Origin of the sequence: Campylobacter troglodytis (assembly GCF_006864425.1) — a bacterium.
GTDB lineage: Bacteria > Campylobacterota > Campylobacteria > Campylobacterales > Campylobacteraceae > Campylobacter_D > Campylobacter_D troglodytis.
In genome coordinates this window covers 17,250-41,191 of the sequence record NZ_QHLI01000002.1, presented here as the reverse complement: position 1 = coordinate 41,191, position 23,942 = coordinate 17,250, and the positions used below count along the sequence as shown (strand labels likewise).

The window sequence follows — 23,942 nt, the reverse complement described above, 5'->3', positions numbered from 1 at the left end:
ATTTTCTCGCCTTTTATATAAAATCAAATGCCACAAATTTGCACTTCGCAAATGCAAATTCACGGCACGGTCTTATCACAAAAAGGCTAACGCTCGTGCAAACTATATTTTCAGCTCATATGGTCTTTGCCAGCCTATGCGATCATTTGGCACAAAGATGAAGTCCCAGCTATCATACATAAGCAGGCGATAGCCCTTGGAATTCAGCAGTTGCTTGATGTCGTTGATTGCGGAATTCACATAGTTGTGTTCTATCGCCATCACGCCAAAGCTAAATCGTGAAAAATCAATGCCTTTAAGCACTTCAAGCTCGCCACCCTCGATGTCAAGGCTGAGAAAATCAATGTGCGTAACGCCTTCATAATGTGCCATCAGCTCGCCAAAAGTGGCTGTTTGCACCTCAATAAACTCGATTTTCTCATCACGTCCACCCTCGTGTCGCATCCTGTTGGCGTGTTTTTCGGTAATGTTTAACTCAAGGCTATCAAGTCCATTTTTACTAGTCGTGCCAAGCCTTGTGGTGCCGATATTTTGCGAATATACAGCAAGATTGTAGCAATCGCATTTGCGATTTTTGCGTAGTTTTTCAAAGGTTTTTGGGTTCGCCTCCACGCAAAAGCCTCTCCAGCCAAGCTCCTCAAAGAGCAAGGAATTTGAAATTTCAACGCCGTCATACGCCCCTATATCTACGAAAAAGCCGTCCTTTTTGCCGCTGTTTAGGGCGTAGGCGATTAAGTCTTGTCCGAGTTGCGAGCGTTTGGGGAGATGGGCGATTTTGCTTAAAAAAGCAATCTCAGTCTTTGCGTCAATCCTGCTAATTTTCGCATCAAGTGCGTCTATTTTAGTTTCAAGCGTGTTAAGCTTAGCTTCTAGAGAAGTTTTCTTGAGATTCCCCCCCCCCCCGTTTATGATACGAGAGTATCTTTTTGTCAAAAAGATAAAAAATTCGGCGATTTCCTACCTTTTCTTTGCGAAAAATTTTCATTTTAGCTCCTTTGTTTTTTAAAAATTTTAAAATATGTCTAATTACTTTGGCTCAAGACAACTTAAGCGGATTTTGGCTTATCAATTTTAATAAATTTTGATAAATATTTTGTCTCAAAATTTTCGTATTAATTCTGTTTCCTTTAAATGAAGTATAAAATTTTCCTTTTTAATTCCTTTAAATTTGCTTAATCTATGCAAAGCCTCAGAAATTCTCAATGCCATTTATGTGATTTGTGCCCTTTGCAAACTCATTTTCCCTGTGTCTTACTCTATAACTTTGCTCCTTCTTGCAAAGGGACGAGTGCGTAGCACGAAGTAAAAAATCAACTAAACCATCATAAGCAAGCCAGCAATCACTATAAAATTCTGTCTTGCTCATATCACTCAAATTCCTTATTATAGGTAATAGCTCTCTAGCCAAGCAAGCTTTTACAATCTGAGTATAAACTTGCCCATTTCGTTTTAGCATATCTTCTCGCATAGGGACGAGTGTGTAGCACGAAGTAAAAAACTGGTGTTTTCTTACCAGCCCCACGTCCACGCTTGCCACGAACACGCTTTGCACCGAAATAACTCTCAGCTATTTCGATCTCGCCTTTTTGAAATTTTTTCACATTCTTTAAGGGTTAAAATTCTAATATTTTTGATTATTTTATTGATGCTTTGGCAAGAATTGTTGCTTAATTTTGCAATTTTAGAGGCTTTAATATCAAGGCTTCCCCAAAAGTTACGAGTGTAACGAAGTAAAAAAATACTTTACAATTCTTTAAATTTAGCCTCTGAAATTTTGAAACGATTGATATACTTGTTTTTCACCTTGTAAATCATAACTTGAAGCTTTTTTATTAGAGCTTAAGTTGTCTTGAGCCTTGTTTTTTACAATTTCATTTGTGTTTGAATCATATCTTGTTTTAAATATGTCCTTATGTTTGAGTAAATTGTTCTTAAATTTTTCTTTAAGCTCTTTTTTAGCTACTTGTATAGAAGTGTTTTCACTTGGATAATGTGAAAAAACAATGACTGGATAATGTTTGATACTTGGATTTTTCATAGCATATTTGTCGTAGGTAGTAATAAGTTGATTCATAGCCTTTTTAATATCACTTCCTTTCAACTCTATAAAAATTTCTATATCTTCTACTTCATTTTTAATAACCATATAATCACATTTTTCAGGTGCTATGCCATTAGGTTCTACTCCACCGTCTATTTTTATCTTAACAAAACTAGCACCCATAGTATTCAAACAAAAAACCTTGCCATTTTCTTCGCATATTAACTTACAATCTGTGTAAAGCTCGGAGTGCGGCATAAATATAGCATTCATTTATATTTTAGTTCCAACAAATCATCATAAATTGCACTAATTTCCTCTGATACTCCATCTATCTTATCGGCTAAAATTAGATTTGTTTCTTTGTCAATTATGCTATTTACCTTGCCATTTTCTACCACAAAGGCATTAAATTTATCTATATCAAGCCAAAATTTGCTTGAAACTATGCTTTGTACTTTAGCTTTCATATCTGCATCTGTCGACCCAACCTGATGGGCGAGCAAAAGGCAATGTAGTGAGCTAAGCATATATGGACTATGAGTTGAAAAAGCTATTTGAATATTTTTTTGAGCGTTAAAACGAAAACATAAATTGACAAGATACTCTATCATTTTTTTTGTGCATTAGGAAACAAACTAAGCTCAGGCTCTTCTATAAAAAGGCTATATCATTGCTTATTTAATTTGACATTTCTTAAATTTTGTAAAAAAGAATTTATATCTTGATGTTTAGATTTTGTAAAAAGATTTACTATAAACTCAGTATATTTATTTTGCATATATTCGTTATCGGTAGTAAAATAAGTAGATATAAGTTCTATAATAGAAACAGATTTCATACCTGATGAAACATTGTGTAGTTGCGTTTTAGAATCCTTTAAATTTATGAAAAAGCGATTTTCTATGCTATATTTTTCTAGCGACAATTCTATGTCAAATATTTTTGTTTTCACACTTTTATTTGTTTGCAGATGCCTAAAAGATTCCAAAAAATCCTCAAATGTTTTTTCCAAATGATATGGGATTGCTCCTCCACGAATTTGATTATTTACAAGCATAGGAATAGCAAATCTATCATCTGCAATAAAAGAAATTTTTTCAAGGGTTATTTTATTGGCAATTTGAGTTGAAATTTTTAAAGATGGCCTACCGTTGCAAGTAATGGACACATAAGAATCGCCTATGTGATAATGTGCTTGGCTACCCTTAATGCAAAAATCATCTAAACTAGATTCTCTAAGCATTCTATCTATACGAAATCTATAAAGCTCTGCTTTGACATTTGCATTTTTTGCTATATCTCTTAAAGCTATTTTTTTATAAATCCAGCGAAAAAGCGACAAAAGCTTTAAAATCACACTCTTGCCACTACCACTCTCGCCGATAAATACCATAAAAGGCTTTATTTCTATCCTAGCATCAACAATAGGACCGAAATTTTTAATGATAAGTGTTTCTTTGCTTTTCATAGTTTGCCATTTTACACAAAATTTCTATAAATTTTCCAAACAAAAAACAAATTTTTCAATTCACCCTCGCATACCTATAATACGCCGCACAAGCACCCTCGCCTGATACCATACAGCTAGCTACCTAGCTTTTGGGCGTATAACCAAAAACTTTGCATTCATAAGGCTTTGCAAGCCCCTTTAAAATCTGATCGCAAATGCAAGCCTTGCTCTCGCCCTTGCTCTTTACACTGCAATCAAAGCGTTTTTCAGCATTTAGCTCATCAATTCAGCCCGCAGTTTCAGCCCGCCATTTTTGATGACACCAAGTCCGCGAAATTCAAAGTCGCAAGGCTCAAAATACCTTTTTACCATAGTTTGCACACTTAAATTTCTATCACACAAATGGCACACGCATACTCAAATAATAATGTATAACACAAAGATGTGCCAAATTTAAAGATTTGCAAAAAATGCTAAAAATTCAACATAAAGCTTTATATCAAAGTTTGCTGTCAAAATTCATCAAAACTCGCAATTGAAAAGCTTATCAAAAGACCTTAATTTTAATCTAAAACCTCACCACCTTAGCCCCAAAGCCTCCTTGATTTATGGGTGCGTCTTCAAAGCTTTTCACGCTTTTATGCGTGCTTAAAAAGTCCTTCACAAGTGCGGCTAGTTTTCCCGTGCCTATGCCGTGAAAGATGATGACCTCCTCAAAGCCAGCCATTAGAGCATCTGAGATAAAGGCTTCAAGCTCGCTTAAAGCCTCATCTACTCTAAGTCCGTGCAAATCAAGGCTCATATTTGCATTTTGCTTTTTTTCAATGCTAACAGTTGCCTTGAAATTTGGCTTGGTTTGAGAAAGGCTTTTTTTAAGCAAGGAAAGCCCCACGCGAAGCCTCAAACCCTCGCTTTCGACTATGGCTTCATCCTTTTTGATGCTTAAAATCTCCCCCCTCATAGCATTATAGCTTACAAGATCGCCTACCTTTAAATCCTCAGTTTGTAAAAATTCAGGCTTTTGAATTTGTTTTTTTAGCTCATTTGCCTTATTTATAGCCCTTTGCTTGTCTTTTGTGTCTTTTAAATTCAAGCTTTTTTTAGCTGCCTCAATAGCCTCATAATAAGCATTTTCAAGCCTTGAAAGTGTATTTTTTAAACTTTTGTCATTTTCTTCTTTTTGATTTTTTAAAGAGTTTAAAAGTGCTTCTGCCTTGCTTTCTTTATGATTTGCTAGTTTTAATTTCTGCCTTAATTCTAGTTCTAAATTTATGTTTTTGCCGACAAGCTCCTCTAAATTTTGCTTGTTTTCTCCGTTTATCTTTCTTGCTAATTCCACTAAATTCGTAGCTATGCCGTAACGCAAAGCCGTCTCAAAGGCGTAGGATTTTCCAACTGTTCCTTGTAAAAACTCAAATCTAGGAAGTGCCATTTTTTCATCAAAAAGTGCAGCTAATAATTCAACTTGCTCAGCTCTTGCAAGTAGCATAGCAAGGCGTTTATGATGGGTTGTGATGATGATTTTAAAGCCCTTTGAAATAAGGCTTTGGATTAAAACTGTGTAAAGACTAGCAGCTTCCTCAAAATCCGTGCCAAGTTCTATCTCATCGACACCCAAAAGCAGATTTTTTTCTTGCAAGAGCCTTGAAAATTCAAGCATCCTGCCAGCGAAGGTAGAAATGTCGTTTTTGACATTTTGCGGGTCATCAATGATGGCTTTTATGCCGCTAAATTTGCCTATTTTGCTGTGTGCGGCGTTGATTTTCATAGGCAACAAGTGCTTTGCAAGAAAGGCAGCACTTAAAATGCCCTTTAAAAGCATAGATTTACCCCCTGCATTTACGCCAGTAACCAGCAAGACCTGTTTTGTAAAGCTCACGCTAACGCTTTTAGCATTTTTTAAGGCAGGATGTGCAAAATCCTTTAAAATTATATCCTTGCTCTTATCGCAAAGAATTATTTCATAATCTTTTTTACGGACTAACAAAACCCTTGCAGAATACGCATCAAAGGTATCGTAAGCCTTGTCTATAAATTTCAAAAAAGCAAGTTCTTTTTGAAAAATTTGCGAGATTTTCACTGCGTATTCGTAGTGAATTTTTTCTCTTTCAACATAGATTTTTTCCTTTTCAATTTGCAATTTTTCAATGTCCTCAGGCAGGATATAAAAGCCTCCATTGGCACTTCTAGCAATGATTTTAGCCTTTATTTTATGCCCTGCTTTGACAAGCAAACACTCGCTTTGATGGATAAAATGCACCTGCGTGTCTATGAGATAGCCTTGCAAAGCCTTGCTTGAAAGAAGTTCTTTAAAATGAGATTGAATTTGCTCACTTTTAATCTTATCTGCCTCATTTAAACACACAAGCCTTTCATCAAGCTCTTCTTTAAGCTCTCCCTTTTCATCAAAATACTCGCAAATTGACATTAAATTCAAGGGAATAATGATTTTATCAAGCCAAGTTTTAAGAGCAAGCTCGAATTTCAAGCCCTTTAAATAGCCAAAATAGCGAAAAATCTTTACAAACTCAAAGCATTCAGTTAAATGTAAAATGCCTTGCTTGCTTAAATGCACTAGCCTTTGAGTGAGATTTTCACAAGGCGTGGGCGGGGTAAAATCAAGCTCAAAAAGCTCCTTAATGCGTTCAAAATGAAGGCGGCTATCTCCTTCTAAAAAAAGAGGCTTTTTCCTTGCACAAAGTGCGTTAAACTCCTCTAAATAGCCACTTAAATCAAGTTTTTCAATTAAATTTTCACCCACCCTATACCTGCCTTTAAATTTAAAAACTTATCTTTAATAATTTTTATAATTTCGCTGTCCTTTTTTGTGAATTTTAATCATTTTAGTCTTTAAAAACTCTTGCAAGCTTTAAAGTTCACTCATTAAATTTACATTCTTTTATGCTAAAAATTTGTGCCTTAACGCCCTTTTCTTTGCTAATAAAGCTCTTTGTGCCATAATCATAATTAAAATTTTCAACGCTAACATTAAGCTCATTCTTACTAGCGTCCTTGCAAAGCAAGGCTTTGCCGTTTGAAAATGCCAAAAGCAAGGCTTCGTTTTCTTTGCTTTTGTGATAAACGCCAAATTCATAGCCAAAAATCACAATGAAAAGGGCTACACAAAGTCCCACAAAAAGCCACAAAGCCCCCTTTTTAAGCCTTTCTTTAAGCGAATAAGAAATTAGCGCAAATAAAATTAAAACAAGCACATAGATTAAGATCTTTGCCATTTTTGTCCTTATTATTTTTATGTAAAAATCATCTTTAAATCAGAGTACACATAATCTTTAAAACCCTCGTAAGATGAGCCTTGTTTATTGTAATATATCAAATTAACAGTTATTTTAATGTCTTTGAAATTTAAATTTTTTCCCTTAAAAAGAGTTTCAAAACCCTTTATCTCTTGGATTTTGTTCACGCTAAGCTCTTTGGATCAACAAAAATAATGCTAAATTCGCCCTTTTTAGCCCATCTTTGTGCTTAATCCAAAAGATAAAATCAGAATAAATTTACGCATTTCTTGCAAACTTTCATCAAAGTAAAAAAAATCTCATCTACATTTTCTACCAAAAGACAAAAGCACCACTCACAATTTTTTAATGCCTTATTTTCACTTGCTTCAGCCAAATCACGCAAAAACTCCACCTCGCTAGGATTTTTTATAGCATAAATTATGCTTCCTTTGCTGCTATCTCTGTCCTTTTCATCGATGATTAGTGGATTATAATAATGCCTTGAAAGGCTAGAATCTAGCTTGTATCCATAAACTTCATCTATGGCTTTGCTCGTGCTTGATTTTATCATTTGTGTGTATTCTTCTATGCTTAGCTTGCCACTTTTTACCTCATCCATTAGCTCAGCCTCGCTTTTTTGCCCCTTTGTGCCACTTACTAGCTCTTTGATTTTTTTATTTATTTCATTTATCACCATCTCATCAAGCGTGCTTGTAAATTTCTCAAAATGACAAATTTCATTATCCAAATCCTTAAATTCTTTAAGTTCCTTTCTTTTGCTATGAAAAAAGCTATCTACAATCACAAAGGCATTTTGCATCCTTAATCTCTCTACATTGCCTTGAATTTCAAAGCCTTTATTTTTCAGCACATTAGGCTCTAAATCCTCTAAGTTTTTATCAAATTTTAAAGGCTCAAGATACTTTAACAAAATTTTCTCTTATCAATTTTAATAAATGTTGATGAGAATTTTGTCCTAAAATTTTTGTATTGTATCTAATTCTATTTCCTTTAAATGAAGCACAAAATTTTCTTTTTTTAGCTATTAAATTTAACTAAACGAAACTTTGCAAAGTCATAGAAATTCACAATTTCGTTTATGTAGTTGTGTCCCTTTGCAAACTCATTTTTAGAGTGTTTTACCCTATAATGTACCTTTGCACAAAAATCCACCAAGCCATCATAAGTTTTCCAACTGTCGCTGTAATTTTTACTTTCTTTAAGCTTTGCAAAGTCCCTTATGATAGGCAGCAATTCTTTGGCAGAGCAGTGTTTTACCATCTGTGTATAAACACAGCCGTTACATTTTAGCATTCCTTCTGCTAGCAGTTACGAGTGCGTAGCACGAAGTAAAAACACAGACGTTTTCTTGCCAGCCCCACGCCCACGCTTGCCACGTACTCTGCGAGCTTCTTCTACTATGCAATTGCGAGTGTAACGAAGTAAAAAATAACTCTCATCAACTTCAACCACTCATCTTGCTGATTTTTTCGCACTCTTTTGCAATTAAAATGCGAATTTCACGCAAAATTCTATTCACACAAGCACGAGTTATTTTGCAAATTTCTGCGATTTTTTTCGCCTCTAAATCAATTCTTGCAAAGTTACGAGCCGTAAGGGGAAGTAAAAAATAACGCAAAATTCCTTAAATTTCTTTTGAGACAATTAGGGAATGTATCATATACTTGTTTTTCATCTAACTCTTTATATTTTAAAATGATATTGTGTCAAATTAAAGTATCTTGAGCCTTTAAAAATAGCGCTTTTAACTTTTTTACGGATATAAATCAAATAATTTGTTGTAATTTTGAGTTTTTGTATTGCAATTTTGGCTGTTTTTTATAGGATTAACAACAAAATGCGTAATGATTATACAAAAATACAAGATTTTGTATAGTGTAAGCTTGTTTAAGCAGTGATAAGATCATATGCGAAGATAGATTAAAATTCACAACAAACAAACTCACACTAAATTCAAAACAAACAAGCTAAATACTCAAGCGCTCCAAAAACTTTGCGTGTGTATATTCTCAAAGGCTTTTTTAAGGCTTGTGAAAAGCTTTGGATTTTCCCTTTCAAGTCCTGCTAAAAAGCCCTTTGCTTCCTCTCTTGCGTGGGGAAATTTGACATTTTTTTCGCTTAGTTTCATACCAGGGCAAAACTCATTGCCAATCACTTGTAAATTATTTGCACTAGCGTTTTCTCTTAGCTGTCTTTCACGCACAAAGATAAGCGGACGAATGACAGTAACCCCTCTTTTGCTTGTGTAAATGGGTGCAAGCGTCCTTAAAGCCCCATTATGAATGAAATTCATCATAAAGCTTTCAGCCGCATCATCTAAATGATGGGCTATGGCTAGCTTGTTAAAGCCTTTTTCAAGGGCATAACTATACAAAGCCCCACGTCTCATACGAGAAAAATAGCTACAAAAGCTTGAATTTTCGCGTATGGTATCCTCTGAAATCTCATAAATTTTAGAGTTTATCACCTCGTGTTCTATGCCGTGGGATTCGCAGTGAGAGTGAAGCTGAGAGTAGTCCTCGCCCATTCCGTAGCTTAAAGTAACGGCTTTGAGCGTGAATTTAAAGGGTGCGTGAGCTTGCATTCTTTTTAGTAAATGTGCAAGTGCTAGGGAGTCCTTGCCTCCGCTTAATCCTAGCAAGACTTTGTCGCCCTCATTTATGAGAGAAAACCTTGCATTTGCCTGTGCGACTTGGCGTATGAGCCTTTTGCTTAAACTTATCATAGCTTTTCACACATTTTAAGCACAAATTCAGCTGAAATTTTAGCTGATTTTGTTAGAAATTCATCAAAGTCAAACTCAGCCTTTGTGCCTGCCTCATCGCTCATCGCACGAAGCACAAAGCAAGGCGTTTTCAAGGCTTGACACACCAAAGCCACGCTAGCACCTTCCATCTCGCAAGCCTCGGCGTTAAAAGTTTGTGCGATTTTACTCTTTTTAGCCTCATCGCAAACAAACTCATCTCCTGTGGCTATGATGCCAAAATGAAGCTCTTTGTTTAGCTCACTAGCCACCCTTTTTGCCAGCTCGTTTAAGCTAGCATCTGTTTCATAAAATATCTCATTTCCCGGCACAAAGCCCAAGGGATGCCCAAAGGCTGTGATGTCTAAGTCCCACTGACAAAGCTTGGTAGCAACGAGCAAATCGCCTATTTTAAGCCCCTTTAAAGCCCCTGCTACCCCTGTGAAAAGTAACACCTCAGCCTTGAATTTTTCTATCATCACCGCTGCTGAAAGCGTGGAATTTACCTTGCCTATCTTTGAGTAGGCTAGCACAAGCTCGTGTTTGCCGCGCTTTGCAAGATAATAGCTATTGTTGGCGTAGTTTAACTCCTCATACTGCCCCAGCATTTCAAGCAAGGGAGTGATTTCTTCTTGCATAGCACCTAAAATTCCTATCTTCATTTCTTTCCTTTTTGTGAATTTTAATGTTTTTTAATAAATGTTTGCGTTTTTAGTGCGTTTTGTGCGTTTTAAATTTTTTGAATTTTCTTTAAAACTTGTAAATTTTTACATTTTTTGCTTTAAATTCAGTGAATTTGCGTGAATTTTCTTTAAAAAATTCACAATTTTTCGTTTTTAATCATTGACATTAAACAAATTTTTACCTTATAATCTCGCCACTTTCTAGGGGGTCCTTTGTCCCCCACAAATTCACACCCTACTCAAAACCCTCATCAAAATAATCGCTATCAAGCTTTTTAAGCTCATATTTATACTCTAATTTCACGCCCAAGTCGTGTTCTATCATAAGCTCAGCAAGCCTTGTGCCGTCAATTAAAATGATTTTCTTGCCTGATGATTGTATGTCTTCGCTGTATTTTCTAGCCCCACTCGTAAAATCAGAAGTAGTGATGAAAACGCCTTTTTTCGCACCCTTGCCGTCTAATGCACCTGCAAAGGCTTGAATTTCGTTGCGTTGAACGCTCCCGCTTTTGTAGCATTTAGCTTGTATGTAGATGACATCAAGTCCTAGCTTGTCCTCTTTGATAATGCCATCAATCCCGCCATCTCCGCTTTTGCCCGTAACTTCCGCTACGCCCTTGCTTAAAGCCTCGCTAATGTCCTTTTGCGAGCCGCCATAGCCCATTTTTACGAGCAGTTCGACCACGAGTTTTTCAAAGAATTTGGACTTGCTTTCAAGGGTGTTTATCTTGTCTAAAATGTCTCTTGCGAGCGTTAATTGTATCTTTTCGTAGGCTTTTCCCATTTGCTCTTCGGGGGTTTGCGTGCTTTCGCCATTTTCGCTACTTTCATTTAAAAGGGCTTGATTTTTGGCGTTTTCATTTTCGTCCTTGCCTCTTTGTTGAAAGGCGTTAAATTCATCAAATTGCCTTAAAAATTTTATGTCTATTTCGGATGGCTTTGTGGATAAAACTTCCTTGCCACGATTTGTGATTTTAAAAATCCCCCTATTGCAAGCGACAAGAAGTCCAGCTGCTTTCATATATTGAGTAGCCCATTGAGTGCGGTCGTCAAACAATGTTTTTCTACCACTTGGTATTCTTTGTTCGAGTGCTGTTTCATCGAATTTAAACTGCCTTATTAACTCTACTCGAACTTCTTTTAGTGTGTGTTCCTTGCCATCCGCAAATGCTTGCAAAATCGGCAACATAAAGGTTTGAAAGCCGGGGATTTGCATAGTTTTTCCTTTTTAAATTTTTTTAGCATTTTATAACATTTTTATAAGACAAGCAAAAATTCACAACTTTGCGTGAATTTTTGGAAAATTTCACAAAAAATTTACACTTTTTGATTTTTTAAACCCTTTCAAACTCTATCAAATATAGAACTTCCCACGATTTTTAGCTCGTGGCTTGCTTTCACAAGGGGGACAAAGGGGCTTTACTTATGATCCCCTTATCCTCCTTGCAACCCCCAGCCCGCTCCCACTGCCCTGCGGAGCTGTTCGTGTGCGGACAGCGTTTTTACTCCACAAATTTCGCTTTTTTTGATTTTGGCTGCACGAAAACCAAAAAAATCTCACATTACACAAAAACGCCCGCACGGATTGTCTGCAAGACGGCTTTTACTGTGAATTTTTTATGTCGTTTTTTGAAACCTATGAATTTTCACGCCAAAATTCAGCGAAAATTCACAAAAAAAATTCACACACTTTCAAAAACTTCACGCAAAATTTCTCAAATTTATGTTTTCAAAGCCTTTAAAAACTCCCTTGCCTCGTTTAAATTGCTAACTGCATAGCTTGGCTTGGGGGTAATTTTTTTGTTAAGCCCTGTTAAAACGTTGCTACCAAGCTCTACAAAGCATTCCACGCTATCTTGCACTGCTAAAATGCTTTGTTTGTAAAGCACGGGCTTAATTAGTTGCTCTTTAAGCAAATTCAAAGCCTCGCTTTTTTGGGTGTAGGACCTGGCATTTACATTTGAGATAACAGGTGCAAAGCTAGGATTTAAGGCACTTTCAAGTAGCTCGCCAAGCCTTGTGCTTGCATTTTTTAAAAGGGGGCAATGACTTGCCACGCTCATATTTAAAAGCATAGCCCGCTTTGCACCAGCACTTTTGAATTTGCCCTCAAACTCTGCTAAATCAGGCTTTAAGCCGGCTACTACTATTTGCCCCTCGCAGTTGTAATTTGCAGCATAGATTTGCTTTTCATTTTTTTGAGCCTCCTCGCAAAGTCCCTCAACTACGCTATCTTTAAGCCCTAAAACTACCATCATTCCTGCTTCTACCTTTTGGCAATCCTCTTGCATAAACTTGCCCCTTAAATTCACAAGTTCAAGCACCTTTACAAATTCAAAGCCTCCTTGCACAGCAAGCGCACTAAATTCACCCAAGGAATGCCCCAAGGCAAATTCGCCCTTAATGTCAGCTTCTTGCCTTAAAAACAAATAAGTCATTAGGGAGTTTAAAACTATGGCAGGCTGGGTGAATTCGCTCCTTGCCAAGTCCTCATTTTCGCTAAAAAGTAGCCTTTTAAAATCTATCTTACAAGCCTCGCTAGCACTGTCGAGCAAGGCTTTTGCCTCCTTTGAGCTTTCATAGAATTCAAGCCCCATACCCACCCTTTGTGAGCCTTGTCCGCCAAAGATTAGTCCTATCTTCATTTTCATCCTTTTTTTGAATTTAACCCTTTTATCAAAGGGTGTTTAGTTATATTTATCTTATCATTAGCCAAAGATCTTAAAAAATTTGCTTTGGCTAAGCTTGTCTTTTTAGGCTTTTTCTTACAAAAGCTAAGCACAATAAATTTATGTCAAAATCAACACCTTTTTATAACAAGCCTTGAATTTTAAAAATTTTAGCACCTTTAAAAAGCACAGCATTAAGACAAAGCTTTTGCACCTTGCTTAGCTCATTTTTAAATTTAAAATATCTAGCAAATTTTTTACAAAAATACATTATTTAAGCATTAAAACTTACTAGCCTATAAGCGTTCCTATGCCTTGATCTGTAAAGATCTCAAGCAATAAGCTATGTTCAACTCTGCCGTCTAAGATATGCACCTTTTTAACCCCGTTTTGACAAGCTTCTACGCAAGAATTTAGCTTAACTAGCATACCTCCTTGGGTCTTTTTGGCAAGTTCTTTTGCCTCCTCTATGCTTAGCTTTGAAATAAGCGAGCCTTTGTCTGTATAATCTTTATAAACCCCCTCAACATCGCTTAAAAATACAAGCTTTTCAGCCCTTAAAGACCTAGCAATAGCACAAGCTACATCATCTGCGTTGATATTATAGCTATTATAGTCCTCATCCATTCCTATGGGTGCAATGATGGGCAAAAAATCCTTCTCCAAAAGATCCCTTAAAACCTCGCCCTTGACAGCTACAATCTGCCCCACAAAGCCTAGATCCTCATCCCTTTGCTCACATTCAATTAGCCCTGCGTCCTTGCCACAAAGCCCTATGGCTCTTACGCCTTGACATTGTAAATTTTGAACTAGATTTTTGTTTATCTTATAAAGTGCCATTTCAGCAACATTTACAGCTTCTTTTGAGCTAACTCGAAGTCCATTTTTAAACTCGCTTTTCACACCCAAGCTCTCACAAAGTGCGGTGATTTCTTTGCCTCCTCCATGAATAATCACAGGCTTTAAGCCAACTAGCTTCAAAAGGGCTATATCTTGCATCACAGAGATCATCAGCCTTTCATTTTCCATAGCTGAGCCTCCGTATTTAATCACCACTATCTTTGCATTAAATTTTCTTATGTAGGGCAAGGCTTCGATTAGGGTGCTTGCCTTGTCTAAATATTTTTGCATAATTTTGCCTTTTTTAAGAGCTATTATACTATAAATTCTTTTAAAGCAAATTTTGCTTACTTGAAGCTGTGAATTTTAGATTTAATTTTTGTTTAAATTCAGCTTAAAAGCTAGTTTTTAAAAATATGCAAAGGGTTTCAAGGCTAAAACTAGTTTGAAAATTCATTCTAAGGCTTTTAAGTTAAGAAATATCGCTATAATGTTTGAAATTTTTTAAGGATAATTTAATGTTTGAGTGGATACTAAGTATAGATGCCTGGCTTGTTTTGCTTACCTTGACGGCTTTAGAGATTATTTTAGGCATTGATAATATCATAATGCTAGCCATTTTGGTAAATAAACTACCAGCCAACAAAAGAGACAAGGCTCGCTATTTAGGGCTTGGCTTGGCTATGTTTGCTCGTATAGCCTTGCTTTTTTCGCTTTTTTTGATTATGAAGCTTACTGCTCCTCTTTTTACTGTGCCCTTGCCTGAATTTGTGCCGCAAAACTCTGGGGTGATTTCAGGAAGGGATATGGTTTTGTTTTTTGGAGGACTTTTTCTTATCATAAAGCCTATTTTAGAGATAAAAGAAGAGCTTAAAGGAAGCGAAAATGAGGCAAATCCTAGCTTTTCTAGCAGCTCCTTTGCTCTAATAATCGCTCAAATCATCTTCTTAGACATAGTATTCTCTCTTGATAGCGTAATAACAGCAGTTGGCATAGCACAAAATTTAAGCATAATGGTTCTAGCCATTGTTATAGCGGTGCTTGTGATGCTTTTTGCAAGTAAGCCTATAGCGGATTTTGTTGAAAAATATCCAAGCATAAAGATCCTAGCCCTTGCCTTTTTGGTGCTTGTGGGTATCATCTTAGTCCTTGAAAGCTTTGATGTGCATATTTCCAAGTCTTATATCTATGTGGCTATGGGCTTTTCTTTGGTGGTTGAGATCTTAAACATACTTATAAGCAAGAAACACTAGGCTTTATGTGAGCTTAAAGCCTTTGCATTTTTAGAATTTAACAAGACTTTTAAGAACTTATTTAAAAATTGAAAGTTTTGTGAATTTTCTGTGCTTATTGACACTTACACCTAAATTTACAAAATACGATTTGCTTATCTTATTTTTATCTTTTTGAAAAATCTATAAGCTTGTCGTATCAAACGAGCTATCTTGCACTTTAAAAAATAGATCTTTTTGATTGTGTCAAATTGATAAGCATCTTGTTGACTCAAAAGAAAAAGAGATTTTTCGCTTTCTATGAAAGCTCAAAATGACAAGCAAAGAGCTTTTTTTGCTTGGGCTACGCTTAAAAGCCCTGCAAAGTCGTTACGGTCAAAATGACAAGTTTTGTCATTCAAAGCGAAGTAAAAATCAACTAAACCCTCATAAATAGCCAAGCACTAAAATTCCATCTTGCTAATATCGCTTAAATCTCATAGGCAAGAGATTCTTATCAAAGTAAGCTTTTACAAAATAAGTATAAACTTGCCAATTTCGTTTTAGCAAACCTTTTGTTACACAGTTACAAGAAGCTTAATAAAGTAAAAACACAGATGTTTTCAGCCCCACATCCACGCTTAGCTCACACTCTTTTTGCACCTTCGACTACGCAGTTACAAGCAAAGTCTTGCAAAAAATAACTCTCATTTATTTCAATCTTGCATTTTTGAAATTTTTTCACATTCTTTGGAGATTAAAATTCTAATATTTAAATGGCTCAAGATACTTTAACAGGATTTTCTATTATCAACTTTAATAAATTTTGATGAGAATATTGCCTTAAATTTTTCGTCTTAATTTTGTTTCTTTTAAATGAAGAACAAAATTTTCTTTTTGAGACGTTAAATTTAGCAAGTCTAAATTTTGCAAAGCCACTTTTGCTTACAGTTGCGATTATGTAACACGAAACAAAAAATTCTCTATTCCGTTGATATGCTTTCGTCCCTTTGCAAACTCGAATTTGGCGTGTTTTACTCTATAATGTGCCTTTGCACAAATTCGCTTAAGTTGTCTTGGGCTTTAAATTTACTTATAAGAATTTACACAGTTTAAAATTATATTTTTTAAGAAGTTTTAAACTTAGCATCATAAGCTAAATCAGCTAAGAACTCATCTTGCAAAGGCATTCAGCAAAGAATTAAAAAGTCCATTAAAAGACAGTTTTAATGCAAATTTTTAGTTAAGTTCATTTAAATTCAACAGTGGCTAGTTTGTTTGGGTTGAATTTGTATCATTTTCTTCTATTTCGTTTTGATTTTTAATTAGCAAGGTGATCTCAGAAGCCTTGGTTGGTTCCATCTTTGAAAGCACACTTGAAACCTTGCGAGGCTCCAAAGATAATATAATCTTACTTGCTTCTGAAGCTTCCATTTGAGAAAGCACATCGGCTACGGCATTATCCTTCATTTGACCGTAAATTTCTTTGACTAGCCCCATACTCTTTTGATCCACAGCTTGAAGGCTTTCTTGGGTTTTTTGCAAGATAACCTCATTTGCCTTTTTTTCTTTTTCTATCTTGGCTAGGGTTGCATTTATGTCAGCTTCCTTTTGTATCAAGGCGTCCATTTTTTGCTTTTGCAAGGCTTCAAATGAGGACTTGTAAGCTTCTAATGCCTGTCTTGCTTCGTTTAATTCTCTTGCTTGAATTTCAAACTGCTGTCTTTTTGTTTCTAAATACTGCTCCTCTCCTGCACCGTTTAACAAGCACAGCAAAAACACACACAAACTAAGCCTTTTCATTCCTCTTCCTTTCCCTAAAATACTTACTAGTAGCTATCTCATCAAGGGCTTTTTCCTCTTCTTTTTTAAGCTTTTTTTCAAGCTCTTTAAGCTCTTCTACTTCTAAGTATTTAAGCTTTTCGTAGTTTAAATGAGCCTTTTTGTAGAGGTGTTGATAGTGGTTTATTTCTTGATGAGAAAGCCTTAGTTTTTCTTGTGCTAAATCCTTCATTTGCTTGGCAACTGCTTTGTAATTTAAGCTTTGTCTTAAAAGCATAGCATTTCCTTCTTTTGGCATAACTAGGCTAAGATACTCAGCCTCGGCAAGCATTAAGGTTTCCTCATTTTGCCTTTGCCTTGCTCTTGCCTTACTAAGCTCTAGCTCAGCCTTATCAAGTTCTTGTTTTTTAACCTTTACAACAGAGGAAAATTTGCTCTTCATAGTACTATGGTATCTTCTCTTTCTGGGCTTGTTGAGATGTATTTTATCTTAACGCCTATTAAATCTTGCAAATAGCTTATATAAAGTTTAGCATTTTGAGGTAATAAATCAAAGCTCTTAATACCAGCAAGCCTATCCCAGCCCTCAAGCTCCTCATAAATAGGCCTTGCACCTTGCAGATCATAAGGCATATGCGTAATTTCCTTGCCCTCATACTCATAAGCACGGCAAATTTTTATCTTTTTAAAGCCATCCAAAACATCAAGCTTCATCAAGGCAAGATAATCAAGCCCATTAAGCCTTGCTGTGTATCTAAGAGCCACAGCATCAAACCACCCACATCTTCTTTTCCTACCTGTGCTTGTGCCAAATTCAGCCCCAGCCCTTGCTATTTTTTCTCCATCCTCTCCTAAATCCTCGCTTGGAAAGGCTCCGTTTCCAACCCTAGTAGCATAAGCCTTCACCACTCCTATGATGCACCCAGCATCCTTTGGGCTTAGTCCAAGCCCTGTGAGAGCGCCTGAGGAGACTGTGTTTGAGCTTGTTACAAAGGGATAGGTCCCATGATCTATATCAAGCATAGAGCCTTGTGCTCCTTCTATAAGCACCTTTTTATTATCCTCTAAGCCCTGCCATAGAAGCCTTGTGGTATCTGTGATGTAGGGGCTAAGAACCTGGCTATACTCTTTTAAATCCTTTAAAAGACTTTCCTCGCTTGGAAGTTCTATCTCTAAGGCTTTAAAATAGCCCTCATTTTCCTTAAAATCCCTCATCAAAGCAGCACAAAGCCTTTTTGGATCTAAGAGCTCTCCTACACGGTGTCCTGTGCGAGAGATCTTGTCTGCATAGCTAGGACCTATGCCTCTAAGTGTGGTGCCTATGGCTTTTGAGCCCTTTAATCTTTCTTTTGAGGCGTCTATGAGTGCGTGGTGGGGGAAGTTTAAATGAGCCTTGTTGCTTAGATAAAATCTGCCTTCTATATCCTTAAACTGAGCTAGTTCATTTATTAGATCCTTTGGGGATACTACAACCCCGTTGCCTATTAAATTCACGCAGTTAGTATGCAAGATGCCAGAGGGAATTAAATGCAAGGCATAGCGAGTGCCATTTGTCCAAATGGTATGTCCTGCGTTGTGTCCACCTCCGCTTCTGCATACAAAATCATAGTCTTTTGATAAATGATCAACTATCTTACCCTTGCCCTCATCTCCCCATTGAATGCCTACTACTATGTCTGCTTTTTTCATTTTAACTTCCCTTTATATTAAAAAAGCTAATTTTAACAAAAATTTATCCTCTTTGCAAAAAGTTTTTTAAAATCTTAAATTCAAACAGTTTTAAATTAGCATTCTTGTGTTTATAATTAATATTGTGAATTTTAAGCCTTAAATTTCTCAATTTAACTTAGAAAAATTCAAGCTTAAAAATTCAAAATCTGTTTGAATTCAAAGGATTTAAAACTTACACTTGTTAAAACAAGTGTCTTAAATTCAAGCTTCTTTTGAAGTTTTGAAATTCACAAAATTCAAGGCTTTTTTAGTTTTAATATTTACCGTGCAAGATAAGTTTCTTAAATTCAAATCTTTTAAATTCAAGCTTTTTTTAAATTCAAGTATTTTAAAATGGGCAATTTTTCTTAACTTTAAAAAGTTTGCTTTAAATAAAAAGCCTAAAAAAACTTATTTAAATTCAAAGATCTTTGAATTTAAGCCTTAAATCTTTGTTTTACAAGTTTAACTAAGTTTTGTCTTGGCTAGAAACTTCTTGCCAACAAGGCTTTCCTAATTTAAAATCTTGGCTAGAAATGTCTTATAAGAAAGACTTTGCAAATTCTAGCTAGGAGCACCTTGCAAACAAAGGCTTTGCTATTTAAATCCTTGCTAGAATTTCATCACAAACATAGGCTTTGTCTTTTAAATCCCAGCTAGGATCTTCTTACAAAAGAGGCTTTGTTTTTTAAATTTTTGCAAGTAGCCTTTGCAAAAAAAAGAGCCTTTGTAAGCCACTTTTGCAAAAAATTTGCAAGAAACAAAAGCCTTTGTAAAAAAAGCGCTTTTGCAAAAAATTTGTGAATTTTTATTTAAAATCCCTCTTTGGATGCACAAAAATGCTATCTCTAAACACCTCTATCTTTTCATCATCCACAGCAAAGGCTCTAATTTGCATTGGCAAAATGGTATCTTCTATCTCGCTTTTTGCTAAATTCTCACTTGCTTGTAAGACAACTATCTTTTTTACATTGCCCCCAGCCTTTAACTCAAAAGGCTCACTTGGACGAAGTATCTTTATGCCACCTTCTTTGTCCTTTAATCTTGCTTCAAAGTAGTAGGTATGAGCCTTGTTGTCGCTGTTGTGAAATAAAAACACATAGGCATTATTTACCACAGCCTCTCCATTAACAAGCTTTATGTCGTAAAGCTGGCTTGATCTGTTGATATTTAAAAGCATATATTCTTTTTGAGAACCAACCACGCCCAAAACCACAAGCATTATACACAAGACTATGCCATAAGCTACTGTTCTAAAACGAAGATATTTTGTTTTAACCCTCTTTTGAGTAGCCTCAAAGCTAGTCCAGCCTATGAGGCTTGGTCTGTTGAATTTGCCCTGAACTACAGAACAAGCATCAGCACACTCTAAACAGTTTATGCACTCAAGCTGCATACCCTTGCGAATGTCTATGTGAGTAGGACAAATGCTAACACAGGCCTCACAGCCTATGCACTCTCCTTGAGGTGGCTTTTTATGTAGCTTGGTGGCTCCTTCAAAGATCTTGCCCCCTCTTTTTTCATCATAAATTACTTGCAAGGTGTTTGTATCAAACATTACAGATTGAATTCTAGCATAGGGACAAACATAAATACAAAAATTCTCTTGCAAAAAGCAAATATCAAGGGTAAAAAGTAGGCTTGAAATAATCAAAATGCCCATCAACAAACTATGTTCGCTTGGATCTTGCAAATAAACAAAAAAATCCTCAGGTGGCACAAAATACCAAAGCAAATTACTAACTGCTATTAAAGATATGAGCTGAAACAAACAAAGGGCTATGAATTTTTGAATTTTGTGCTTGTTGTCTTGTTTTTGCTTGTTTTTGATTGATTTGTGAATTTTAAGCATCTTTGTTTGGATCAGATCCCTATAAATTACCCTAAATATAGTCTGAGGACAGCTCCAAGCACACCAAATCCTACCTGCTAAGGTGGTTACAAAAAACACAGTTAAAAAAAGCCCAATGAGCAAAAAGGGCATAAGATAAAGCTCTTGAGTATCAAATCTAACAAAAAATAAATCAAGCTTTTTATGCTCAAAACTTAGCAAAAAGAAGTGATTTCCATCTATTCTAATAAAGGGCAAAGCAAGGACAACAAGGGCTATTAAGGCATAAACTATATATCTTTGCTTGGTGTAATTAGTAATTTGCTTTGCATAAGAAGGGTTTACAGCTTGCATTAGGGCATCCTTGTAATGAATTTTTTATTATAATCTTAGGCTCAATTAAAGGATTTTTTCTTATAAACTTTAACAGATTTTTATGAGAATTTTGTCCTAAAATCTTTGTATTATATCTAAATTCTATATTCTTTTAGGCGAATGATGAAATTTTCTTTATTGATCCATTAAATTTGGCAGGTCTAAATGTTACAAAACCCTATAAATTCACAATTTCATTGATGCGTTTTCGTCCCTTTGCAAACTCGCTTTTAGTAGTGTTTTACTAGGTATGTGCCTTTGCTCCTTATTACAAAGCCACAAGAGGCTTAACGAAGTAAAAAAATACTTCGAAATTTCAATAAAGTGCATTTGACGAAATTAACAAACGAAGCTTTGTTTTTCATAGGTGCTAACTCAAAAAATCCTTTGTTTTAAGTTTAATTGAGCCTAATTTTTTAAAATAAAATTAAAATTTGCAAATTTTATGCTATACTTTGGCTTTACATACAAGAAAGGTGGTGATAAACTTGCCAGGAATTAGAGTACATCAAAATGAAAGCTTTGAGGAAGCTTATAGGAAGTTTAAAAAACAAGTTGATAGAAATCTCGTAGTTACAGAGGTTCGAGCAAGAAGGTTCTTTGAGCCTATGACTGAAATTCGTAAAAAGCAAAAGATCTCAGCTCGTAAAAAGATGCTAAAAAGATTATATATGCTTAAAAGATACGAAGCAAGATTATAAAAAAGACACGGTTTAGCCGTGTCAAACTTTTCTTAAAAACTTACACAAATTCTTTGTTTAAATTTATCAATTTTAGTTAAAATTTCTCTCATCTTAAATTTAGGACAACGCAATGAAACATATCAAAAAGATCTTAGAACTTAGTATGCTAGGAGGGCTTAGTGCTATTGTGGCTGGCTCACTTAGTGCTTGTTCTGAGGATCCCTTCCAAGAACAACAGTCTCAAGCAACAGGAGCCTTTGTCATCATAGAAGAGGTAGCAAAAGGAGAATACAAGATCAAGGATCAGTATCCAAGCTCTGAAACTCGTGTGATCTTACAGCAACTTGATGGAACAGAGAGAATTTTAAGCAAAGAAGAAATGGACGCTCTTTTAAAGGCTGAAAATGAAAAGATAGACAATGGCACCTCAAAACTAACCCAAGAAAACGCCCAAGTTAGTGGGGGCGGGCTTTCTTTGGGTGAGGCCTTACTTGCTAGTGCAGCAGGTGCTATCATAGGTAGCTGGATAGGATCAAAGCTCTTTAATAATCAAAATTTTAACAACAACCAAAGAGGAGCCTTTTCAAATCAAAGTGCCTATCAAAGAAGTGCCAATAGCTTTAATCAACAAGGTGCAAGAGCGGGCAGTGGGGCAGCAAAATCTGGCTTTTTTGGAGGTGGCTCAAAGGCAGCTGCAAGTGGTGGTAGCTTTGGGGCTTGACAGATTACAGAACACGGATTACGGAAAGTGGATTGCAAAAAGCAGTTTGTAGATAAGACGGAAGGCGGTTTGCGTAAAATTCACGCAAGATTGTAAGATTGTGTGAATTTTTTGTATGAAAATTAGTGTCAGCGTGAATTTTTTAGAAAATTTATAAGAATTTTAAAAAAAATTCACGCAAGATTGCAAAACTGTGTGAATTTTTGTAAATTTTGTGTCAAAGAATTCACGCAATTTTAAAGTAAGCATAAAACAAAAATGGCTACAAAATGGTAGCAATAGCCTTACTGGCAAGATTAAAAGGCAAGGTAATAGTTGTGATAATGGCACAATGTGCAAACAGTTCTAATCAAACACAAACTTTGCACAATTTTCAAAATAAAAATTCACAGCTAAATTCACAAAATCTGCAAAACACAAAAAATCATCAACAGCAAAAAATCAGTAATTTTCCTAAAACACAAAAAATACTTCACAAAACAATGCACAGCAAAAACACACAAAAATTCACGGCAAAATAACAATTCTTTAAATAAACAAAACTTAAACTCACACAAGACAAAAATCCTAAATAAATTCAAGCCAAGTCCTTTTGCCTTTGCAAAAGATTACAAGCATAAAAGATGAGCCTTTGAATTTAAGCAAAGCCTCAAAAAAAATGATCTTGTTTTTAGTGAAAAAAATGAGTTTATCATACTCGTTAAAGAACTATACAAAGGCGGTGAGGGCGTTATTTATGAGACAAATGGATTTTGTGGCTAAAATTTATTTTAAGGAAAACAACACAGCACACAAATTTCAAAAGATAAAACTAATGACAAGTAAAAATATAAGGCTCAATTAAGCTTAAACCAAATTGAAAGGTTTTTAAGTTATGATTACGCCTATGAAAAACAAATACATAGTCCGTTCCCGAATTTCTGAAAAGAAATGTAGGGAATTTTTGAAGTATTTTGCCCTTGATTTAGAGGTAAAAAATTGCTGAATTTTGTCAAATTCGTCATCAAAGTTTGTGCAAAATTTTCAAAGAAATTCGCATTTTGATAGCCAAAGAGTGTGAAAAAATCAGCAAAACGAAGTTTCTTTAGAAAATGAGTGGTTGAAGTTGATGAGAGTTATTTTTTACTTCGCCTTACGGCTCGTAACTGCATAGTAGAAGGAGCAAAAAGAGTGCGTAGTAAATGTGGGCGTGGGGCTGGTCGCAAAAGTTTTTACTTCGTGCTACGCGTCTTGTCCCTTTGCAAGAAGGTATGCTAAAATGCAATCGCACGAGTTTATACGCTCAAGCACTTGCTCTGCCAAAGAATTGCAGTCCATAATAAAGGAATTTTCAGAGCTTGAAGAAAGTGAAATTTACAGCGTTGGTCTCAAAGCCTACGGTGCCTTGGTGGATTTTTTACTTCGTTTCGTCTTGCAACTGCGTAGTAGAAGGAGCAAAGGCACATTATATGGTAAAACATAGCAAAAACGAGTTTGCAAAGGGACGAAACCACATAAACGCCATTGTGAACTTTTTTGTTTCGTGTTACATACTCACAACTGTAAGCAGAATAGGCTTTGCAAAATTTAAACTTGCTAAATTTCATGGCTAAAAAGAAAAGTTTGTTCTGCATTTAAAAGAAACAAAATTAAGACGAAAAATTTAAGGCAATATTCTCATCAAAATTTGCTTAAATTGATAAGAGAAAATCCTAGTAAATTTAATTGAGTCTAAATTTTTTGCCAAATTAATTTATCATTTTTATCATTCCTTACATTTTGCGCCAAAGAAGCTTAAAAATTTCACGCTTTTGCGTGAATTTTAATACCTTGCTTTTAGCTTGTAGAGCTTGCTTATGCAAATGCTTAAAATCTTTTTTGTTTCTAAAATAACAAATTTTGTATAAAATCAATACCTTCTAAAAAAAGTCTTTTAACTTTAATGCTTGAATTTAAGGCATTTG

General features: G+C 35.5%; 23 protein-coding genes and 5 pseudogenes. 7 read left to right on the top strand and 21 right to left on the bottom strand.

The genetic code is table 11. The features are described 5' to 3' along the window. Positions 1-102 precede the first annotated feature (102 nt). The 13 genes and pseudogenes from DMC01_RS00670 to DMC01_RS00610 form a co-directional block, all read right to left on the bottom strand. Positions 103-933, bottom strand: a complete 831-nt coding sequence (locus DMC01_RS00670; RefSeq protein ID WP_185908549.1) for an FkbM family methyltransferase — start codon at positions 931-933, stop codon at positions 103-105. A 103-nt stretch (positions 934-1,036) separates the two neighbouring features. Further along, a pseudogene (locus tag DMC01_RS00665) lies at positions 1,037-1,815 on the bottom strand (transposase). Beyond that, the gene (locus DMC01_RS00660; protein WP_142692383.1) at positions 1,760-2,299 is read right to left on the bottom strand and encodes a hypothetical protein; all 540 of its coding nucleotides are present in this window, start codon (positions 2,297-2,299) and stop codon (positions 1,760-1,762) included. The pseudogene DMC01_RS00665 and the gene DMC01_RS00660 overlap by 56 nt, the downstream one beginning before the upstream one ends. Positions 2,300-2,310: 11 nt before the next feature. Next, positions 2,311-2,655: a hypothetical protein gene (locus DMC01_RS00655; protein WP_142692382.1), complete on the bottom strand. Its 345-nt coding sequence runs from the start codon at positions 2,653-2,655 to the stop codon at positions 2,311-2,313. 56 nt (positions 2,656-2,711) lie between these two features. Next, entirely contained in the window at positions 2,712-3,512 is an 801-nt protein-coding gene (locus DMC01_RS00650; RefSeq protein WP_142692381.1) for an AAA family ATPase, read from the bottom strand. A 55-nt stretch (positions 3,513-3,567) separates the two neighbouring features. Further along, positions 3,568-3,872, bottom strand: a pseudogene (locus tag DMC01_RS00645) (hydrogenase formation protein HypD); the annotation flags it as partial. A 190-nt stretch (positions 3,873-4,062) separates the two neighbouring features. Then, positions 4,063-6,255 carry an endonuclease MutS2 gene (locus tag DMC01_RS00640; protein ID WP_142692380.1) on the bottom strand — a complete coding sequence of 731 codons (2,193 nt, stop codon included), beginning with the start codon at positions 6,253-6,255 and terminating at the stop codon, positions 4,063-4,065. Positions 6,256-6,370: 115 nt separating this feature from the next. Continuing rightward, on the bottom strand, positions 6,371-6,727 hold the full coding sequence (locus DMC01_RS00635) for a hypothetical protein (RefSeq protein WP_142692379.1): 357 nt from the start codon (positions 6,725-6,727) through the stop codon (positions 6,371-6,373). A gap of 268 nt (positions 6,728-6,995) precedes the next feature. Continuing rightward, positions 6,996-7,661: a hypothetical protein gene (locus DMC01_RS00630; protein WP_142692378.1), complete on the bottom strand. Its 666-nt coding sequence runs from the start codon at positions 7,659-7,661 to the stop codon at positions 6,996-6,998. Then, positions 7,645-8,426, bottom strand: a pseudogene (locus tag DMC01_RS00625) (IS1595 family transposase). The gene DMC01_RS00630 and the pseudogene DMC01_RS00625 overlap by 17 nt, the downstream one beginning before the upstream one ends. 300 nt (positions 8,427-8,726) lie before the next feature. Continuing rightward, positions 8,727-9,476, bottom strand: coding sequence for a tRNA 2-thiocytidine biosynthesis TtcA family protein (locus DMC01_RS00620; protein WP_142692377.1), 750 nt, complete (start codon positions 9,474-9,476; stop codon positions 8,727-8,729). Further along, positions 9,473-10,156 (bottom strand): 5'-methylthioadenosine/adenosylhomocysteine nucleosidase, encoded by a 684-nt coding sequence (locus DMC01_RS00615; protein WP_142692376.1) that lies wholly within the window; start codon positions 10,154-10,156, stop codon positions 9,473-9,475. Before DMC01_RS00615 ends, DMC01_RS00620 begins: the two co-directional genes overlap by 4 nt. A gap of 256 nt (positions 10,157-10,412) precedes the next feature. Further along, on the bottom strand, positions 10,413-11,393 hold the full coding sequence (locus tag DMC01_RS00610; RefSeq protein WP_142692375.1) for a restriction endonuclease: 981 nt from the start codon (positions 11,391-11,393) through the stop codon (positions 10,413-10,415). 209 nt (positions 11,394-11,602) lie between these two features. On the opposite strand from DMC01_RS00610, the gene DMC01_RS00605 reads away from it, so the two are divergent. Next, positions 11,603-11,956: a hypothetical protein gene (locus tag DMC01_RS00605; RefSeq protein ID WP_142692374.1), complete on the top strand. Its 354-nt coding sequence runs from the start codon at positions 11,603-11,605 to the stop codon at positions 11,954-11,956. Here the strand turns inward: DMC01_RS00605 and fabD are convergent. Next, positions 11,899-12,822 (bottom strand): ACP S-malonyltransferase, encoded by a 924-nt coding sequence (fabD, locus tag DMC01_RS00600; protein WP_142692373.1) that lies wholly within the window; start codon positions 12,820-12,822, stop codon positions 11,899-11,901. The two genes, DMC01_RS00605 and fabD, sit on opposite strands and share 58 nt — an antisense overlap. A 315-nt stretch (positions 12,823-13,137) precedes the next feature. Next, positions 13,138-13,977 carry an acetylglutamate kinase gene (argB, locus tag DMC01_RS00595; protein ID WP_142692372.1) on the bottom strand — a complete coding sequence of 280 codons (840 nt, stop codon included), beginning with the start codon at positions 13,975-13,977 and terminating at the stop codon, positions 13,138-13,140. A 227-nt stretch (positions 13,978-14,204) separates the two neighbouring features. Between argB and DMC01_RS00590 the strand changes: the two genes are divergently transcribed. Next, positions 14,205-14,939, top strand: coding sequence for a TerC family protein (locus DMC01_RS00590; protein ID WP_142692371.1), 735 nt, complete (start codon positions 14,205-14,207; stop codon positions 14,937-14,939). A gap of 287 nt (positions 14,940-15,226) precedes the next feature. On the opposite strand, the gene DMC01_RS15650 is transcribed toward DMC01_RS00590, so the two are convergent. The 6 genes and pseudogenes from DMC01_RS15650 to ccoG form a co-directional block, all read right to left on the bottom strand. Further along, entirely contained in the window at positions 15,227-15,358 is a 132-nt protein-coding gene (locus DMC01_RS15650; protein WP_282432204.1) for a hypothetical protein, read from the bottom strand. A gap of 382 nt (positions 15,359-15,740) precedes the next feature. Continuing rightward, a pseudogene (locus DMC01_RS16305) lies at positions 15,741-15,944 on the bottom strand (hypothetical protein); the annotation flags it as partial. A 222-nt stretch (positions 15,945-16,166) separates the two neighbouring features. After that, entirely contained in the window at positions 16,167-16,700 is a 534-nt protein-coding gene (locus DMC01_RS00585; protein ID WP_142692370.1) for a MotE family protein, read from the bottom strand. Further along, positions 16,687-17,121, bottom strand: a complete 435-nt coding sequence (locus tag DMC01_RS00580; protein ID WP_142692369.1) for a flagellar FliJ family protein — start codon at positions 17,119-17,121, stop codon at positions 16,687-16,689. Before DMC01_RS00580 ends, DMC01_RS00585 begins: the two co-directional genes overlap by 14 nt. After that, entirely contained in the window at positions 17,118-18,368 is a 1,251-nt protein-coding gene (locus DMC01_RS00575; RefSeq protein ID WP_142692368.1) for an adenylosuccinate synthase, read from the bottom strand. Before DMC01_RS00575 ends, DMC01_RS00580 begins: the two co-directional genes overlap by 4 nt. 829 nt (positions 18,369-19,197) lie before the next feature. After that, on the bottom strand, positions 19,198-20,574 hold the full coding sequence (gene ccoG / locus DMC01_RS00570) for a cytochrome c oxidase accessory protein CcoG (RefSeq protein ID WP_142692367.1): 1,377 nt from the start codon (positions 20,572-20,574) through the stop codon (positions 19,198-19,200). A gap of 509 nt (positions 20,575-21,083) precedes the next feature. Here ccoG and rpsU point away from each other — a divergent pair. From rpsU to DMC01_RS00545, 5 genes and pseudogenes are all read left to right on the top strand, one after another. Then, positions 21,084-21,296, top strand: coding sequence for a 30S ribosomal protein S21 (rpsU, locus tag DMC01_RS00565; protein WP_142692440.1), 213 nt, complete (start codon positions 21,084-21,086; stop codon positions 21,294-21,296). 112 nt (positions 21,297-21,408) lie between these two features. After that, the gene (locus DMC01_RS00560) at positions 21,409-21,999 is read left to right on the top strand and encodes a UPF0323 family lipoprotein (RefSeq protein WP_142692366.1); all 591 of its coding nucleotides are present in this window, start codon (positions 21,409-21,411) and stop codon (positions 21,997-21,999) included. Between the two features lie 269 nt (positions 22,000-22,268). Then, on the top strand, positions 22,269-22,520 hold the full coding sequence (locus DMC01_RS00555) for a hypothetical protein (protein ID WP_142692365.1): 252 nt from the start codon (positions 22,269-22,271) through the stop codon (positions 22,518-22,520). A 77-nt stretch (positions 22,521-22,597) separates the two neighbouring features. Further along, positions 22,598-22,843 carry a hypothetical protein gene (locus DMC01_RS00550; protein WP_142692364.1) on the top strand — a complete coding sequence of 82 codons (246 nt, stop codon included), beginning with the start codon at positions 22,598-22,600 and terminating at the stop codon, positions 22,841-22,843. Positions 22,844-22,873: 30 nt separating this feature from the next. After that, positions 22,874-23,588 (top strand): annotated as a pseudogene (locus DMC01_RS00545) (hypothetical protein); the annotation flags it as partial. Positions 23,589-23,942 lie beyond the last annotated feature (354 nt).